This is a genomic window from Enterobacter sp. Taxon_8, from assembly GCF_058354585.1.
The window spans coordinates 3710459-3727594 of record NZ_CM177989.1 but is presented as its reverse complement, the minus strand read 5'-3'; the positions used below and the strand labels follow the sequence as shown (position 1 = coordinate 3727594).

Sequence of the window (17136 nt, the reverse complement as noted above, 5' to 3'; positions counted from 1 at the left end):
AGACTCCTTAATGGAAACTGTGTTCTTCACCCGGGTAAACACCGGATTCAACGTCGGCAATATACTGCCTGACCGCAGCGCGCATGTCGCCCGCTTCGGTGAGGAAATTTTTGGCAAATTTTGGAATATGTCCGCCAGTGATGCCAAAGGCGTCGTGCATCACCAGAATCTGACCGTCAGTCACGTTGCCCGCACCAATACCAATCACCGGAATCGACAGAGCTTCAGTAATGCGCTTCGCCAGCTCAACCGGCACGCACTCCAGCACCAGCAGTTGGGCACCTGCGGCTTCCAGCGCCAGGGCATCATCCAGCAGCGTCTGGGCTGCATCACCACGGCCCTGCACTTTATATCCACCAAAGATGTTGACGGATTGCGGCGTCAAACCCAAATGGCCGCACACCGGCACGGCACGCTCGGTGAGCATCTTCACCGTATCCACCAGCCAGGCGCCTCCTTCAACTTTGACCATATTAGCGCCCGCACGCATCACCGCTGCCGCGTTTTCAAATGCCTGCTCCGGCGTGGCGTAGGCCATAAACGGCAGATCGGAAAGCAGCAGGCAGGCTGGGGCGCCACGGCGCACGGCGCGGGTATGGTAAGCGATATCCTCAACCGTCACCGGCAGGGTGGAATCATGTCCTTGTACCGTCATCCCTAACGAATCTCCGACCAGCATGACGTTGATCCCCTCTTCGGCAAACAGTTTGGCGAAGCTGTAGTCATACGCGGTGATGGTGGCGAAGCGTTTTTTTTCCTGTTTGCATTTCTGCAGTAAGGAGATGGTGGTTGGTTTCATACTGTTTCCTGATAGCCCAAAGCGAATCTTTGCGCATTCTAACAGTAACATTCGAGGGAACAATGATTTTAGGTAACCGATTAGCCATAATTATTTTGAGGCTAATCAGCAAGGGAACCCGATCACCAGCGAGTGGGTCTTTCCGCGTTGAGGCTGTCCAGAATGGACTTGAGTGGGGTGCCATCCGGGAAGATAAGATCGGGGGCGACTTCAAACAGCGGCCAGAGCATAAACCCGCGATTTTTCATGTCGTAATGCGGAACGGTGAGACGTTCAGTGTTAATGGTCTCGTGACCAAACAGCATAATGTCGAGGTCCAGCGTGCGCGGTCCCCAGCGCTCGGCTTTGCGAACGCGGCCCTGCTGCAGTTCGATGCGCTGGGTATTGTCCAGCAGCTCTTCTGGGCCCAGTTCAGTCTCAAGGATCACGGCGGCGTTCAGATAATCAGGCTGATCCTGCGGACCCAACGGCGGAGTGCGGTAGAACGAGGAGACAGCCACAATCTTGCTTTGCGGGATCTCACCCAGCGCCTGTACGGCAGCATTCACCTGCTCCAGCGGAGAGGCTAAATTGCTGCCGATGGCGATATACGCGAGGGTCATGCTGTTCCTTCACGACGCGGCGCGCGTTTGCGCGGGCGACGATGACGGCGACGCGGTTCCGGCTCTTCATCCAGCCCGGTGAGCATATCTTTTTGTTCTGGCGGGGCGGAAACCTGGAATTCGGCCCACCACTGCGCCAGACGCTGCAGCTCCTGGTTGCGTTCAATTTCCGCGCGCAGCGACAGGAGATCGAAGGCTGCGCGGAATTTAGGATGCTCCATCAGCTTCCAGGCGCGTTTGCCCTGACGACGGGACATGCGCAGCTGAAGCTGCCAGATATCGCGCACCAGAGTGGTAATACGTTTCGGAATGGCGAGCGTGCGGCAGCCTTCGTCGAGCACGTCGTTGGCGGCCAGCGCGAACGCATCGTAATAGGCGAGTCCGCTCTCCTGGGTGATGCGCTGGGCCGTTTCCAGCAGCGGATACCAGAACATCGCGGCAAACAGGAACGCCGGGTTCACGCGCATGTCGTTGCGAATGCGGGTATCGGTATTTTTCAGCACCTGCACAATCATCCGCTCCATTGGGCTGTCACCGTTTTCGGTGAAGTAGCGGGTAATGGTCGGGAACAGCGGCTGGAACAGGTTGTATTCACGCAGCAGATTGTAGGTTTCAAAGCCGTGGCCGGCCTGCAGCAGCTTCAGGGCCTCTTCGAACAGGCGGGCAGGGGGCACGTCGTTAATCAGAGTCGCCAGACGCGGAATAGGCTCTGCCGTTTCCGGGCTGATGCGCATGTTCAGCTTGGCGGCGAAACGCACGGCGCGCAGCATACGCACGGGATCTTCACGATAGCGCGTTTCCGGCGTGCCGATCAGACGGATCAGACCTTCTTTCAGGTCCTGCATGCCGCCGACGTAATCGCGCACGGTGAAATCCGCCACGCTGTAATAAAGGCTGTTGATGGTGAAGTCGCGACGCTGGGCATCTTCTTCGATAGAGCCGAAGATATTGTCACGCAGCAGCATACCGTTCTGGCCGCGCTGTGACGTGGTGCGATCGGACGCGCCGGCTTCGTGGTGGCCGCGGAAGGTTGCCACTTCAATAATTTCTGGGCCAAACATCACGTGAGCCAGACGGAAACGGCGGCCAACGAGACGGCAGTTACGGAATAGTTTGCGCACCTGCTCAGGCGTGGCGCTGGTCGTCACGTCGAAATCTTTCGGTTTTTTGCCCAGCAGTAAATCACGCACTCCACCGCCTACGAGATAGGCCTCGTAGCCCGCTTTATTCAGACGATAGAGCACCTTGAGGGCATTTTCACTGATATCTTTGCGGGAAATTGTGTGCTGCTCACGCGGGATAACCGACATGTGTGGCTGTGCAATAGCATCGTTCGCCATGCTCTCTTCGCGGCTTAGCACTTTACGGCAAAAATTAGCGACTCGGGTAAAAATGGTACACCTCGTAGTGTGTTTTGTTATGAAAAAAGCGGCTAATCATAGCTCAGCGCAACGCATTTGAGAATGCTGGATTTTTGGCACTGCCGCGAGCGTCCAGTTGGCAACGGCCATTTTCAGCAGTTCGTCAATACGCAGATCCTGCCATTCATTGGTTACATTCTGGTTGAGAAACCGCAGCGCGTCGATCAAAACAGGACGCGGATCGCCCTCTGGCAGGGCCGGGGCGTGGTTCTGCTTTGACAATTTTAAGCCCTGCGCATTAACCGCCAGCGGCAGATGAATGTAATCCGGGGCCGTCCAGCCAAACTGGTGATACAGCGATATTTGTCGCACAGTGGGCTCGACCAGATCCGCCCCGCGCACAATCTCCGTCACGCCCTGAAAACGATCGTCGACGACCACAGCCAGGTTGTAGGCGAAAAGGCCGTCACGACGGTGAATAATAAAATCCTCACGCGCCAGACGTTCATCGGCATGAATCTCACCGGAGAGGAGATCGTTAAAGCGCGTCACCGGGGAGCGCTGCTTGATGCGCACGGCGGCATTTTCCGGGGGAAGGTTGAGCGTACGACAGTGACCATCATAGACCCCTCCTACGCTCTGGATACGGGCGCGGGTGCAGGTGCAGTTATAGGAAAGCCCCCGATCGCGAAGCCAGGCCAGACGTTCCCGATAAGCATCGTGACGTTTTGACTGCCAGAGCACCTCGTCATCCCAGTGAAGACCGTAATGTTCCAGCTGACGCAGAATAGTCTCTGCTGCACCGGGAACTTCACGCGGAGGGTCAATATCTTCAATGCGGACAAGCCATTTTCCCCGGCGGGCGCGAGCCTGCAGGTAGCTGCCGAGCGCGGCAATTAATGAGCCGAAGTGTAATTCACCGGAAGGAGATGGCGCGAAGCGCCCAATATAGTGTGATTCAGACATATCAACAGTAACAAGGCGGGAGAGACTCCCGCCTTTGGAGTGTGTAAACAGCGCTGGTGTTAACCGGCCATCTGTTTTTCGCGGATTTCGGCCAGCGTTTTACAGTCGATGCACAAATCGGCGGTTGGACGCGCTTCCAGGCGACGAATACCGATTTCAACACCGCAGGATTCGCAGTAGCCAAAATCTTCGTCTTCGACTTTTTTCAGCGTTTTCTCGATCTTTTTGATCAGTTTGCGTTCGCGGTCACGGTTACGCAGTTCGAGGCTGAACTCTTCTTCCTGAGCGGCACGGTCTACCGGATCCGGGAAGTTGGCAGCTTCATCCTGCATATGAGTAACGGTGCGATCGACTTCATCCCTGAGTTGATTACGCCATGCTTCAAGAATACGCTTGAAGTGCGACAGCTGGGCTTCGTTCATATACTCTTCGCCCGGCTTCTCTTGATACGGCTCCACCCCAGCGATGGCGAGAATACTCAGGGACGATGTTTTACGGTTTTGCCCTTCTTGCATGTTGCTTCTCCTTAACACGCACTATCGATCCCCGTGTTGGGGGAAAAATCAGGTCGCTATAAATAGCAGATGCTTTTCCGTATGGCAATTATCTAAACGTAACACTTGACAAGCCTGTGAGGAAAAGCGTATTTGCGCACGCGGCCAGAACACTTATTCGTCAATCGTCTAATCCCTTATAAGACAATGGGAAGAGAGGATCTCAGAGTCATATTATCGGCAGAAAGTTCCGCTTTATAAGCGAAAACCTCTACCCCCTGCTTTTGTGCCTCATTCAACAATTGCGCGTATTTAGGGTCAATATGGCGGGCAGGGGAGAAACGTTCAATGGCTGAATGCAATACTGCAAACAGCAATACGGCGCGTTTGCCCGCCGCCGCAACACTCATTAGCTCTCGCAGATGCTTCTGGCCACGTAGCGTTACCGCATCCGGGAAGTAGCCATTTTCCTGTTCCGCTAACGTCACTGATTTCACTTCAATATAGCACTCCGGCCTGTCTTCCGCCTGTAACATGAAGTCAATTCTGCTGCCCTCATCGCCATATTTCACTTCACTTTTATGCGTGCCATATCCCACCAGTTCGGGAATTGTGCCAAGGGTCAGCGCTTCCTTAACCAGCTGATTGGCGCGCTGGGTATTAACGCAAATAAATGCCCCGTTTTGGGTTTCGGTCATTTCCCAGGTATGGGCATATTTCCGTTTACTATTTTCTGATGTGGAATACCAGACCCTGTCACCCGGCGTCGCACATCCCGTCATGGCTCCGGTATTGGGGCAGTGCAGGGTGAGCTGAACCCCTTCGGGGGTAATCACATCGGCGAGGAAGCGTTTGTAGCGTTGGATTAACGTGGCGTGCTGCAGAGGAGGACTAAACTTCATCAGAATTCCTTTCGGTGTTGCCCAGCGTCCAGCGCTGTAGCGGCGTATAACGGGTGCGTCCCTGTACAAAGACGGATTCGTAAAGCGCGAATGTGTTGACCGGAAACGCCCAGTGAAAACCCGGCGGCGGGATGGCAACGGCCTGACCGGCATCGCGTAGCAGAGTGATATGCGGATGAAACGGCTGTGGGCTCTGATAACAGCCGCTGCGCGCCGCCTGCGCGCGCAGCATATTCGCCAGCTGCAATAATCCGCGCGGCGGCTGGCGCGTTCCCAGCCAGACCACGCGCGAACGCAGCCACTGACCCGCGTCGTCAAGTTGCAGCGTAAATTCCGGCTGGGCAATACGCCCGGCCATTGCGGCTAATGCCCGCTGTTTTTCGGCGCTGACGTCGCCCAAAAAGGCCAGCGTCAGGTGCAGGTTAGCCGCCGCAACAGGACGGCCTGCTTCCGGCGCGAAGTTGTCAGCACGCCAGCGAACAATTTGACGCTGTATCGTGGTGGGCAATTCAATGGCAAAAAACAGCCGTTTCGACTCAGGCATACGGAGGACTCGGTAATGATATGCGCCGATGCTACAATGTACGCCGACTAATGTTAACCCTCTGGAGCTGTTAGTGTCCTCATTGCCGGTCGCCGTCGTTCTTCCTGACCTTCTCGCTGCCTTACGCCACTCCCCGCAGGTTTTGCTGAATGCCCCGACGGGGGCGGGTAAGTCCACCTGGCTGCCGCTGCAGATTCTGAAAGACGGGAACATCAGCGGGAAAATTATCCTGCTGGAGCCGCGCAGGCTGGCCGCGCGCAACGTGGCGCAGCGCCTGGCGGAGCTGCTGAATGAAAAACCGGGCGAAACGGTAGGTTACAGGATGCGTGCCGAGACCTGCGTTGGCCCGACCACGCGTCTTGAAGTGGTCACCGAGGGCATTCTTACCCGCATGCTGCAAAACGATCCGGAGCTGAACGGCGTTGGGCTGGTGATCCTGGATGAATTCCACGAGCGCAGCCTGCAGGCGGATCTGGCCCTCGCGCTGTTGCTGGACGTTCAGCAGGGGCTGCGCGACGATCTCCGGCTTTTGATAATGTCGGCCACGCTGGACAATGAGCGGCTACGGCAGGCGCTACCCGATGCGCCTGTTATCAGCTCTGAAGGGCGGGCGTATCCAGTTGAACGCCGCTATCAACCGCTTCCGACCCACCAGCGTTTTGACGAAGCGGTCGCCATCGCAACCGCAGAACTGCTGCGTCAGGAACCCGGCTCGCTGCTTCTGTTTTTGCCGGGTGTCGGTGAGATCCAGCGCGTGCAGGAGCACCTTTCTACCCGCGTAGGCGGCGATGTGCTGCTTTGCCCGCTTTACGGCGCGCTGTCACTGCAGGAGCAGCGTAAAGCTATCCTTCCTGCCCCGGTGGGGCAGCGCAAGGTGGTGCTGGCAACCAACATTGCTGAAACCAGTTTGACCATTGAAGGTATTCGCCTGGTGGTGGATAGCGCGCAGGAGCGGGTGGCAAGCTTTGACCCGCGTACCGGGCTGACTAAACTCCTGACGCAGCGCATCAGCCAGGCGTCGATGGTGCAGCGCGCTGGCCGAGCGGGGCGTCTTGAGCCGGGTATCTGCCTGCATTTGACCAGCGCGGAACAGGCTGAACGTGCTGCACAGCAAAGCTCGCCGGAAATTTTACAAAGTGATTTGTCTGGTCTGGTGATGGATCTACTCCAGTGGGGCTGCCCGAACCCTGAGCAGCTCACCTGGCTCAATCCTCCCCCTGTCGTAAACCTCACCGCTGCGCGCACGTTGCTGACGCAGCTTGGCGCGCTGGAAGGCGAGCGTCTGACGGCGCGCGGCCAGAAAATGGCGGCGCTGGGCAACGATCCGCGTCTGGCCGCGATGCTGGTGGCTGCGCAAGGGGAAGATGAAATTGCCACGGCGGCAAAACTGGCGGCTATTCTTGAGGAGCCGCCGCGTGGAGGCAACAGCGATCTGGGGCAGGCTTTTTCGCGCAATCAGGGAAACTGGCAGCAGCGGGCGCAGCAGCTGAGCAAACGCCTGAATAGCCGGGGAGGAGCGCCTGACAGCGATAAGATTGTCTTCCTGCTGGCCCAGGCCTTCCCGGACAGGATTGCGCGTCGGCGCGGACTGGACGGTCGCTACCAGCTGGCAAACGGCATGGGTGCGATGCTGGACAGCGATGACGCCCTGACGCGTCACGAGTGGCTGATTGCGCCGCTCCTGCTGCAGGGCAGCCATTCTCCGGATGCGCGTATCCTGCAGGCGATAGCCGTAGATATTGAAGCTCTGACGCGTACCTGTCCGCAGCTGCTTCAGCAATCTGATACCGTGGAATGGGATGACGCCCAGGGCACGCTGAAGGCGTTTCGTCGCAGCCAGATTGGGAAATTGACTTTAGGAACGAAGCCGCTGGCGAAGCCGTCGGAAGAAGAGCTGCATCAGGCGATGCTGAATGGCATTCGGGAAAAAGGGTTGAGTGCCCTGAACTGGACGCCGGAAGCGGATCAGTACCGCATTCGTCTGCACTGCGCCGCGAAGTGGCTGCCGGAATACGGTTGGCCTGCGGTGGATGACGAGACGCTGCTCGCTACGCTTGAGCGCTGGCTACTGCCGCAAATGAGCGGCGTACACTCTCTGCGAGCCCTTAAGGCGCTTGATGTTAAGACCGCGTTACAGAATTTACTGGACTGGTCATTACGTCAACGTCTGGATAGTGAACTGCCAGGGCATTACACTGTGCCGACCGGAAGCCGGATTACTATCCGTTATCATGAGGAAAATCCGCCGGCGTTGGCGGTTCGGATGCAGGAGATGTTTGGTGAAGCCACCACGCCGTCCATTGCGGAAGGGCGCGTGCCGTTAGTGCTTGAGCTGCTCTCCCCTGCGCATCGTCCATTACAAATCACCCGAGATTTGGGGGCGTTTTGGGCGGGAAGCTACCGTGAAGTGCAGAAAGAGATGAAGGGGCGATACCCCAAACACGTCTGGCCGGACGATCCGGCGAATACGGCGCCGACGCGGCGAACGAAGAAATATTCGTGAGTCAGGTGAAAGAGGGGAGTTCGGCATGATGCGTGCCTCCTGTTGCCCTCACCCCGGCCCTCTCCCACAGGGAGAGGGAGAACTAATTTTGAGAGATTTCTTCTTTCACAGGCCTGTGAAAGAAAAGAAAATCAGGCCTTTGCGCCTGAAAGTTGCGGAGAAAAAGCATGGCGGGGAATGACCGCGAGCCAATAGGACGTAAGGGAAAACCAACGCGTCCGGCGAAAGAAAAAGTAAGCCGTCGTCGCCTCAGAGATGAGGACTATGACGATGACTATGAAGACGATGATGAGGATGAAGAACCGATGCCGCGTAAAGGGAAAGGCAAAGGGCGTAAGCCTCGGGGCAAGCGCGGCTGGTTCTGGCTGCTGCTGAAGCTGTTTATTGTTTTTGTCGTGCTGATGGCGATTTACGGCGTGTATCTCGATCAGAAGATCCGCAGCCGTATCGACGGTAAAGTCTGGCAGCTACCTGCGGCAGTGTATGGCCGTATGGTGAACCTTGAGCCAGATATGTCCATCACGAAAAACGAGATGGTTAAACTGCTGGAAGCCACCCAGTATCGTCAGGTGTCAAAAATGACGCGCCCTGGCGAATTTACCGTGCAGGCGAACAGCATTGAGATGATCCGTCGTCCGTTTGATTTCCCGGACAGCAAAGAGGGTCAGGTGCGCGCGCGTCTGACCTTTGACGGCGATCGTCTGGATACCATCGAGAACATGGATAATAACCGCCAGTTCGGTTTCTTCCGTCTAGATCCGCGTCTGATCACCATGCTCTCGTCGGCAAACGGCGAGCAGCGTCTGTTCGTGGCGCGTAATGGCTTCCCGGATCTGCTGGTCGATACCCTGCTGGCAACCGAAGACCGTCACTTCTACGAGCACGACGGCATCAGCCTCTACTCGATTGGTCGTGCGGTGCTGGCGAACCTGACGGCGGGTCGTACCGTGCAGGGGGCGAGTACGCTGACCCAGCAGCTGGTGAAGAACCTGTTCCTCTCCAGCGAGCGCTCCTACTGGCGTAAAGCGAACGAAGCCTATATGGCCGTGCTGATGGATGCGCGCTACAGCAAGGATCGTATCCTTGAGCTGTACATGAACGAGGTCTACCTCGGTCAGAGCGGCGATAACGAAATCCGCGGCTTCCCGCTGGCGAGCCTGTACTACTTTGGCCGTCCGGTGGAAGAGCTGAGCCTGGATCAGCAGGCGCTGCTGGTGGGCATGGTGAAAGGGGCGTCCATTTATAACCCGTGGCGTAACCCGAAACTGGCGTTGGAGCGTCGTAACCTGGTTCTGCGTCTGCTGCAACAACAGCAGGTGATCGACCAGGAGCTGTACGACATGCTGAGCGCACGTCCGCTTGGCGTTCAGCCGCGCGGTGGGGTGATCTCGCCTCAGCCTGCGTTTATGCAGCTGGTGCGTCAGGAGCTGCAAAGCAAGCTTGGCGATAAGGTCAAAGATCTCTCCGGCGTGAAGATCTTCACCACCTTTGACTCCGTGGCGCAGGATGCGGCAGAAAAAGCGGCGGTAGAAGGCATTCCGGCGCTGAAGAAACAGCGTAAGCTCTCCGATCTGGAAACCGCGATGGTGGTGGTTGACCGTAACACCGGGGAAGTTCGCGCGATGGTGGGCGGTGCCGAGCCGCAGTTTGCTGGCTATAACCGCGCCATGCAGGCGCGTCGCTCAATCGGTTCTCTGGCAAAACCAGCAACCTATCTCACTGCCCTGAGTCAGCCAAATCAGTATCGCCTGAATACCTGGATTGCGGATGCGCCGATCTCCCTGCGCCAGCCCAACGGCCAGGTCTGGTCACCGCAGAACGATGATAAACAGTTCAGCGGGCAGGTCATGCTGGTGGATGCGTTGACCCGTTCCATGAACGTGCCAACGGTGAACCTGGGCATGTCGCTGGGCCTGCCGGCGATTGTCGATACCTGGCAAAAACTTGGCGTGGCGAAAGATCAGCTGCACCCGGTACCGGCGATGATCCTGGGCGCGCTTAACCTGACGCCGATCGAAGTGGCGCAGGCGTTCCAGACTATTGCCAGCGGGGGTAACCGCGCGCCGCTGTCTGCCCTGCGTTCGGTGATTGCCGAAGATGGCTCCGTACTGTATCAGAGCTTCCCGCAGGCGGAGCGTGCAGTTCCTGCTCAGGCCGCCTATATGACGCTGTGGACGATGCAGCAGGTAGTGCAGCGCGGTACCGGGCGTCAGCTGGGTGCGAAGTATCCCGGCCTGCATCTGGCAGGTAAGACCGGGACCACCAACAATAACGTCGATACCTGGTTTGCCGGGATTGATGGCCGTGAAGTGGTGATCACCTGGGTAGGCCGCGATAACAACCAGCCGACCAAGCTGTACGGGGCGAGCGGGGCGATGTCGATTTACCAGCGCTATCTGGCAAATCAGTCCCCGGTGCCGCTGAACCTTGTCGCGCCGGAAGATATCGTCGATATGGGCGTGGACAGCTCCGGTAACTTCGTCTGCGGCGGCGGAATGCGTACTCTGCCGGTCTGGACAACCAACCCGGATTCCCTGTGCCAGCTGAGCCAGCCTGAACAGCCGACCGGTAACCCGTTCGACCAGTCTTCTCAGCCACAGCAGCCGCAGCAGCAACAGCCGCAGCAGCAGAATGAGAAGAAAGACAGCGACGGTGTTGCGGGCTGGATTAAAGACATGTTCGGCGGTAACTAACCTTGTAAAGCCCTCTTCCCCGGAAGGGGGCTTTTTTTACCCGTAGACCTCATTTCGTTAACCCTCGTTTTAACTCTGATTAACCCTTCGTTTTCTCTTGATGATTTCTTAAACCCTTAATTCTCATAGGGCCGCTTACTGCTTGCTATGCAACCAGCGTTTCGCATATTATTCTGGCGCTCATAATAATAATTCTCGTTTACGTTATCATTCACTTTCACATCAGAGATTCAACATGGCGCTTTCCAATACTGCTCAGCCAATGAACACGTCGCTGCGTAAACTCGCGGTCGTCGTCGCTACAGCGGTTGCCGGCATGTCAACTTATGCACATGCTGCCGAAACCCCGAAAAAAGAAGAAACCATTACGGTAACAGCAGCTCCTGCGGCACAGGAAAGTGCCTGGGGCCCTGCTGCTACCATCGCCGCAAGGCAATCCGCGACCGGAACCAAAACGGATACCCCTATTCAAAAGGTTCCGCAGTCTATTTCTGTCGTCACTGCCGAAGAGATGGCGCTGCATCAGCCGCGCTCGGTGAAAGAAGCCCTGAGCTATACGCCGGGCGTTGCGGTAGGCACGCGCGGTGCGTCTAACACCTATGACTATCTGATTATTCGCGGCTTCGCAGCCGATGGTCAGACGCAGAATAACTACCTCGACGGCATGAAAATGCAGGGGAACTTCTATAACGACGCGGTGATTGATCCTTATATGCTGGAGCGCGCCGAGATCATGCGCGGTCCGGTTTCCGTTCTGTACGGTAAAAGCAGCCCTGGCGGGTTGCTGAACATGGTCAGTAAGCGCCCAACAACCGAGCCCCTGAAAGAGATCCAGTTCAAAGTCGGCACGGACAGCCTGTTCCAGACCGGGTTCGACTTTAGCGATGCAATCGACGATGACGGCGTTTACTCTTACCGTTTAACGGGCGTTGCGCGTTCTAATAATTCCCAGCAGGAAGGTAAGGGCGAGCAGCGTTACGCCATCGCGCCATCGTTCTCCTGGCGTCCGGATGATAAAACCACCTTCACGTTCCTCTCCTATTTCCAGAACGAACCTGAAACGGGCTACTACGGCTGGCTGCCAAAAGAGGGAACGGTTGATCCGCTGCCGAACGGCGATCGTCTGCCGACGAACTTCAACGAAGGCGCGAAGAACAATACCTATTCCCGTAACCAGAAAATGGTGGGATACAGCTTCGACCACGAGTTCAACGATAGCTTTACCGTGCGTCAGAACCTGCGCTATGCGCAGAATAAAACTTCCCAAAACAGCGTCTACGGCTACGGCATGTGTTCCGATCCGCTCTACTCGAGTAATCCGGCATCCAGCCCTTGCGCGAGCGTTCCTCAGTCGCAGTGGGGTCATACGCTGACTCGCCAGTATGTGATCGATAATGAGAAGCTGGAAAACTTCACTGTTGATACGCAGTTGCAGAGCAAGTTCGCGACAGGTTCACTCGATCATACTCTGCTGACTGGGGTGGATTTCATGCGCATGCGTAATGACATCGACTCGTGGTTCGGCTATGCCGGTTCCGTTGCGCCATCTGATATCTATAACCTCGATCGTAGCGATTTCGATTTCGGTTCACATCCTGGACCGTCAGGTGCCTATCAGGTGTTGAACAAGCAAAAACAGACCGGCGTTTACGCTCAGGATCAAATTGAGTGGGACAAAGTCCTGGTAACCCTGGGCGGTCGTTATGACTGGGCCGATCAGGAATCCTACAACCGCGTGACGAACACCACCTCCAAACGTGATGATACCCAGTTCACCTGGCGCGGTGGCGTTAACTACCTGTTTGATAACGGTATAACCCCGTACTTTAGCTATAGCGAGTCGTTTGAACCGGCTTCTCAGACCGGAGCGAACGGCAACGTCTTTGCACCGTCTAAAGGCAAACAGTACGAAGCGGGCGTGAAATACGTGCCGAACGATCGTCCGATCGTCGTCACCGGTGCGTTGTACCAGTTGACCAAAACCAACAACCTGATGGCGGACCCGGCGGGCTCCTTCTTCTCGGTACAGGGTGGTGAAATCCGCGCGCGTGGCGTAGAGGTGGAAGCGAAAGCGGCACTGTCTGCGAGCGTTAACCTGGTGGGTTCTTATACCTATACCGATGCCGAATACACCACAGACACCACTTATAAAGGCAACACGCCTGCTCAGGTTCCAAAACACATGGCATCGCTGTGGGGTGATTACACGCTGTTTGACGGTGCGCTGTCTGGCCTGACGCTGGGTACCGGCGTGCGTTACACGGGTTCAAGCTATGGCGATCCGGCGAACTCCTTTAAAGTAGGCAGCTACACCGTTGTCGATGCGCTGGTCAGATACGATCTGGCACGCGTTGGCATGGCTGGCTCAAACGTCGCGCTACACGTGAATAACCTGTTCGATCGTGAGTACGTTGCCAGCTGCTTTAATACTTACGGCTGCTTCTGGGGTGCTGAACGTCAGGTTGTTGCCACCGCGACCTTCCGCTTCTAATCTCTCTTCGGGCACGGTTCGCCGTGCCCTTTTTATTTAAGTTGGCTGATATGCAGGATAATCAAACGCAACCCGACACCACCTTTACGCTTAACCATCTCTCCTTTCGCGTACCCGGGCGCACCTTGCTGCATCCGTTCTCTTTGACGTTTCCCGCAGGTAAAGTCACTGGCCTGATTGGTCATAACGGTTCCGGTAAATCGACGCTGCTCAAGATGCTGGGGCGCCATCAGCCGCCTTCTGAAGGCGATATTCTGCTGGATGATCAGCCGCTGGAGAGCTGGAGCAGCAAAGCGTTTGCCCGCAAAGTGGCCTATCTGCCGCAGCAGCTGCCGCAGGCGGAAGGGATGACGGTGCGTGAGCTGGTGGCAATTGGGCGTTATCCCTGGCACGGGGCGCTTGGGCGCTTTGGCGTTGCTGACAGAGAGAAAGTGGAAGAGGCGATTGCGCTGGTCGGGCTGAAACCGCTGGCGCACCGTCTGGTGGATAGCCTGTCCGGCGGCGAACGCCAGCGCGCGTGGATTGCGATGCTGGTGGCGCAGGACAGCCGCTGCCTGCTGCTGGATGAGCCAACCTCCGCGCTGGATATTGCCCATCAGGTCGACGTGCTGGCGCTGGTGCACCGCTTAAGCCAGGAACGTGGTCTGACGGTCATTGCGGTCCTGCACGATATCAACATGGCGGCACGCTACTGTGACTACCTTGTTGCGCTGCGCGGTGGCGAAATGATTGCGCAGGGTACACCATCCGAGCTGATGCGCAGCGAAACGCTGGAACATATTTACGGTATTCCGATGGGTATTCTGCCTCACCCGGCCGGGGCTGCACCGGTGAGCTTTGTCTACTGATGCTGAATAACACACGCATTAGCCGCCGTCGCCTGCTGACGGCGATGGCCCTTTCACCGCTGCTGTTAAAAATGAATACGGCGCGTGCTGCCACCGTCGATCCGCACCGTATTGTGGCCCTGGAGTGGCTGCCGGTCGAACTGATGATGGCGCTCGGCGTCACGCCCTACGGCGTCGCGGACATTCCCAACTATAACCTCTGGGTGAACGAGCCAAAGCTGCCGGACTCGGTAATCGACGTCGGCCTGCGAACGGAGCCAAACCTTGAGCTGCTCACCCAGATGAAACCCTCGTTCCTGTTCTGGTCTGCGGGCTACGGTCCCTCAGAGGAGGTCATGGCGCGCATTGCGCCCGGGCGCGGATTCGCTTTCAGCGACGGTAAAAAACCGCTGGCCGTAGCGAAAAATTCGATTAACGAGATGGCGCATTTCCTCAACCGCGAGGTGGAGGCCAAAAAACACCTCGACGAATTTGATGCCCTGCTCGACTCCCTGAAGCCGCGCTTTGCTCACCGGGGCGATCGTCCGCTGCTGATGGTGACGCTGCTGGATGCCCGCCATATGCTGGTCTTCGGTAAAAACTGTCTTTTCCAGGAGGTGCTGGACAGCTTCGGCATTCGTAATGCCTGGGAAGGGGAGATGACGTTCTGGGGCAGTACCGCCGTGGGTATCGACCGTCTGGCGGCGTTTCGCGACGTGGACGTGCTGTGTTTCGACCACGGCAACGAACGCGACATGCAAACCCTGATGGCGACTCCGCTCTGGCAGGCGATGCCGTTTGTGCGCGAGAAGCGCTTCCAGCGCGCTCCGGCGGTCTGGTTCTACGGCGCGACGCTGTCGGCCATGCATTTTGCCCGCGTGCTTGATAACGCTCTGGGAGGTAAAGCATGAGTACGCGTATCGCCCGTTTCCCGGCGCTTCTGCTGATGCTGATTTTTCTTGCCGCGCTGGCGTTAACCGGGTTCAACCTCTCTGCCGCGTTACCTCGCGCGCAATGGGGAGCCGCGCTGGCCTCGCCGAATATCGACAATATTCAGCAGATGCTGTTCCACTACAGCCTGCTGCCGCGTCTGGCAATCTCCCTGTTAGTCGGTGCCGGTTTAGGGCTGGTGGGCGTGCTGTTCCAGCAGGTTTTACGTAACCCGCTGGCAGAGCCAACCACGCTCGGCGTCGCGACCGGCGCACAGCTTGGGATCACCATCACCACCCTGTGGACGCTGCCGGGAGCGTTAACCTCGCAGTTTGCGGCACTCGCGGGTGCGTGCGTGGTGGGCGCGCTGGTCTTTGGCGTGGCCTGGGGCAAACGCCTTTCTCCCGTGACGCTTATCCTGGCCGGGCTGGTGGTGAGCCTGTACTGCGGGGCGATTAACCAGCTGCTGGTGTTGTTCCATCACGATCGGCTGCAAAGCATGTTCCTGTGGAGTACCGGCACGCTCACCCAGACCGACTGGAGCGTTGTGCTGCGCCTGTGGCCGCAGCTGGCTGGCGGTGTCGTGCTGACGCTGCTGCTCCTGCGCCCTCTGACGCTCATGGGGCTGGACGATGGCGTGGCGCGCAATCTCGGTCTGGCCCTGTCGCTGGCTCGCCTGGCGGCGCTGACACTGGCGATCGTATTGAGTGCCCTGCTGGTGAACGCGGTCGGCATCATCGGGTTTATCGGCCTGTTTGCGCCGCTGCTGGCGAAAATGCTCGGCGCGCGTCGCCTGCTGGCGCGTCTGATGCTGGCGCCGCTGATTGGGGCGCTGATCCTCTGGCTTTCCGATCAGCTTATTCTCTGGCTGGCGCAGGTCTGGAGGGAAGTGTCCACCGGCTCGGTGACCGCGCTTATCGGGGCGCCGCTGCTGCTGTGGCTGCTCCCGCGCCTGCGCAGCATGAGCGCACCGGCGATGGACGCCGGCGATAAAGTTTACGCTGAACGTCGGTCGGTGCTGTGGTTTAGCCTTGTCGGTCTGGCGGTGCTGATTATCGCTTCGTTTGCGGCGCTCTCATTTGGACGCGATGCCGTGGGCTGGCACTGGGCGACGGGGGATTTACTCAATGAACTGGTGCAGTGGCGCTGGCCGCGTATCTTCGCTGCGCTGATCGCAGGGGTAATGCTGGCGGTGGCGGGGGGCATTATTCAGCGTCTGACCGGCAACCCGATGGCAAGCCCGGAAGTGCTCGGGATCAGCTCTGGCGCCGCCTTTGGCGTGGTGCTGATGCTGTTCTTTGTGCCGGGGAATGCGTTTGGCTGGCTGATGCCTGCCGGCAGTCTCGGTGCGGCAGTCACGCTGATGATTATCCTTATTGCCGCCGGTCGCGGCGGATTTTCACCGCACCGCATGCTGCTGGCCGGGATGGCGCTCAGCACCGCGTTTACCATGCTGCTGATGATGCTGCAGGCCAGCGGCGATCCGCGTATGGCGAAGATCCTGACCTGGATTTCCGGCTCAACGTACAACGCCACCGGCAGCCAGGTAATCTGGTCCGGGATGGTGATGCTCGTGCTGCTGGCGTTTGTGCCGCTGTGCCGCCGCTGGATGACCATTCTGCCGCTCGGCGGCGAAACCGCGCGCGCGGTGGGAATGGCGCTGACGCCAGCGCGTGTGGCCTTGCTGCTGCTGGCTGCGTGCCTGACGGCTGTGGCAACCCTGACGATTGGACCGCTGAGCTTTGTCGGGTTAATGGCGCCGCACATTGCCAGAATGATGGGATTCCGCCGGACGATGCCGCATATTGTTATGTCGGCCCTGACGGGCGGGGTGATGCTGGTGTTTGCGGACTGGTGCGGAAGAATGGTGCTGTTCCCGTATCAGATCCCGGCGGGTCTGCTGTCGACCTTTATCGGTGCGCCGTACTTTATTTATCTGTTGAGAAAGCAGAGTAGGTAATAAAAGTAAACGGCAATCCTTTGATTGCCGTTTTAGTGTTTGCTCCCTCTCCCCGTGGGAGAGG

At 57.7% G+C, this 17136-nt stretch carries 13 protein-coding genes; 6 read left to right on the top strand and 7 right to left on the bottom strand.

What is annotated here, in order from left to right; translation table 11 throughout:
* Nucleotides 1–7: 7 nt before the first annotated feature.
* The 7 genes from panB to thpR form a co-directional block, all read right to left on the bottom strand.
* Nucleotides 8–799 (bottom strand): 3-methyl-2-oxobutanoate hydroxymethyltransferase, encoded by a 792-nt coding sequence (gene panB, locus AC4IBF_RS17755; protein WP_045401071.1) that lies wholly within the window; start codon nucleotides 797–799, stop codon nucleotides 8–10.
* A 122-nt stretch (nucleotides 800–921) separates the two neighbouring features.
* Nucleotides 922–1401 (bottom strand): 2-amino-4-hydroxy-6-hydroxymethyldihydropteridine diphosphokinase, encoded by a 480-nt coding sequence (gene folK, locus AC4IBF_RS17750; RefSeq protein ID WP_143344655.1) that lies wholly within the window; start codon nucleotides 1399–1401, stop codon nucleotides 922–924.
* Nucleotides 1398–2795 carry a polynucleotide adenylyltransferase PcnB gene (gene pcnB / locus AC4IBF_RS17745; RefSeq protein ID WP_202977124.1) on the bottom strand — a complete coding sequence of 466 codons (1398 nt, stop codon included), beginning with the start codon at nucleotides 2793–2795 and terminating at the stop codon, nucleotides 1398–1400. The genes folK and pcnB overlap by 4 nt, the downstream gene beginning before the upstream one ends.
* 42 nt (nucleotides 2796–2837) lie before the next feature.
* A complete protein-coding gene (gene gluQRS, locus AC4IBF_RS17740; protein WP_143344656.1) occupies nucleotides 2838–3728 on the bottom strand; it encodes a tRNA glutamyl-Q(34) synthetase GluQRS in 891 nt (296 codons plus the stop codon).
* A 59-nt stretch (nucleotides 3729–3787) separates the two neighbouring features.
* The gene (gene dksA, locus AC4IBF_RS17735) at nucleotides 3788–4243 is read right to left on the bottom strand and encodes an RNA polymerase-binding protein DksA (RefSeq protein ID WP_001155232.1); all 456 of its coding nucleotides are present in this window, start codon (nucleotides 4241–4243) and stop codon (nucleotides 3788–3790) included.
* A gap of 176 nt (nucleotides 4244–4419) precedes the next feature.
* On the bottom strand, nucleotides 4420–5124 hold the full coding sequence (gene sfsA, locus AC4IBF_RS17730; RefSeq protein WP_023310436.1) for a DNA/RNA nuclease SfsA: 705 nt from the start codon (nucleotides 5122–5124) through the stop codon (nucleotides 4420–4422).
* Nucleotides 5114–5668 (bottom strand): RNA 2',3'-cyclic phosphodiesterase, encoded by a 555-nt coding sequence (thpR, locus tag AC4IBF_RS17725; RefSeq protein WP_133293802.1) that lies wholly within the window; start codon nucleotides 5666–5668, stop codon nucleotides 5114–5116. The genes sfsA and thpR overlap by 11 nt, the downstream gene beginning before the upstream one ends.
* 73 nt (nucleotides 5669–5741) lie before the next feature.
* Here thpR and hrpB point away from each other — a divergent pair, with 73 nt between their 5' ends.
* From hrpB to fhuB, 6 genes are all read left to right on the top strand, one after another.
* Nucleotides 5742–8171 (top strand): ATP-dependent helicase HrpB, encoded by a 2430-nt coding sequence (gene hrpB, locus AC4IBF_RS17720; RefSeq protein WP_288460207.1) that lies wholly within the window; start codon nucleotides 5742–5744, stop codon nucleotides 8169–8171.
* A gap of 167 nt (nucleotides 8172–8338) precedes the next feature.
* Nucleotides 8339–10864 carry a bifunctional glycosyl transferase/transpeptidase gene (gene mrcB / locus AC4IBF_RS17715; protein ID WP_136195600.1) on the top strand — a complete coding sequence of 842 codons (2526 nt, stop codon included), beginning with the start codon at nucleotides 8339–8341 and terminating at the stop codon, nucleotides 10862–10864.
* A gap of 235 nt (nucleotides 10865–11099) precedes the next feature.
* Complete coding sequence (gene fhuA, locus AC4IBF_RS17710) at nucleotides 11100–13355, top strand: ferrichrome porin FhuA (RefSeq protein ID WP_133293805.1); 2256 nt, start codon at nucleotides 11100–11102, stop codon at nucleotides 13353–13355.
* Nucleotides 13356–13405: 50 nt separating this feature from the next.
* Nucleotides 13406–14203: a Fe3+-hydroxamate ABC transporter ATP-binding protein FhuC gene (gene fhuC / locus AC4IBF_RS17705; RefSeq protein ID WP_133293806.1), complete on the top strand. Its 798-nt coding sequence runs from the start codon at nucleotides 13406–13408 to the stop codon at nucleotides 14201–14203.
* Nucleotides 14203–15093 (top strand): Fe(3+)-hydroxamate ABC transporter substrate-binding protein FhuD, encoded by an 891-nt coding sequence (fhuD, locus tag AC4IBF_RS17700; RefSeq protein ID WP_127729652.1) that lies wholly within the window; start codon nucleotides 14203–14205, stop codon nucleotides 15091–15093. The genes fhuC and fhuD overlap by 1 nt, the downstream gene beginning before the upstream one ends.
* Complete coding sequence (gene fhuB / locus AC4IBF_RS17695) at nucleotides 15090–17072, top strand: Fe(3+)-hydroxamate ABC transporter permease FhuB (RefSeq protein WP_491462992.1); 1983 nt, start codon at nucleotides 15090–15092, stop codon at nucleotides 17070–17072. The genes fhuD and fhuB overlap by 4 nt, the downstream gene beginning before the upstream one ends.
* The last annotated feature ends 64 nt before the right edge of the window (nucleotides 17073–17136 follow it).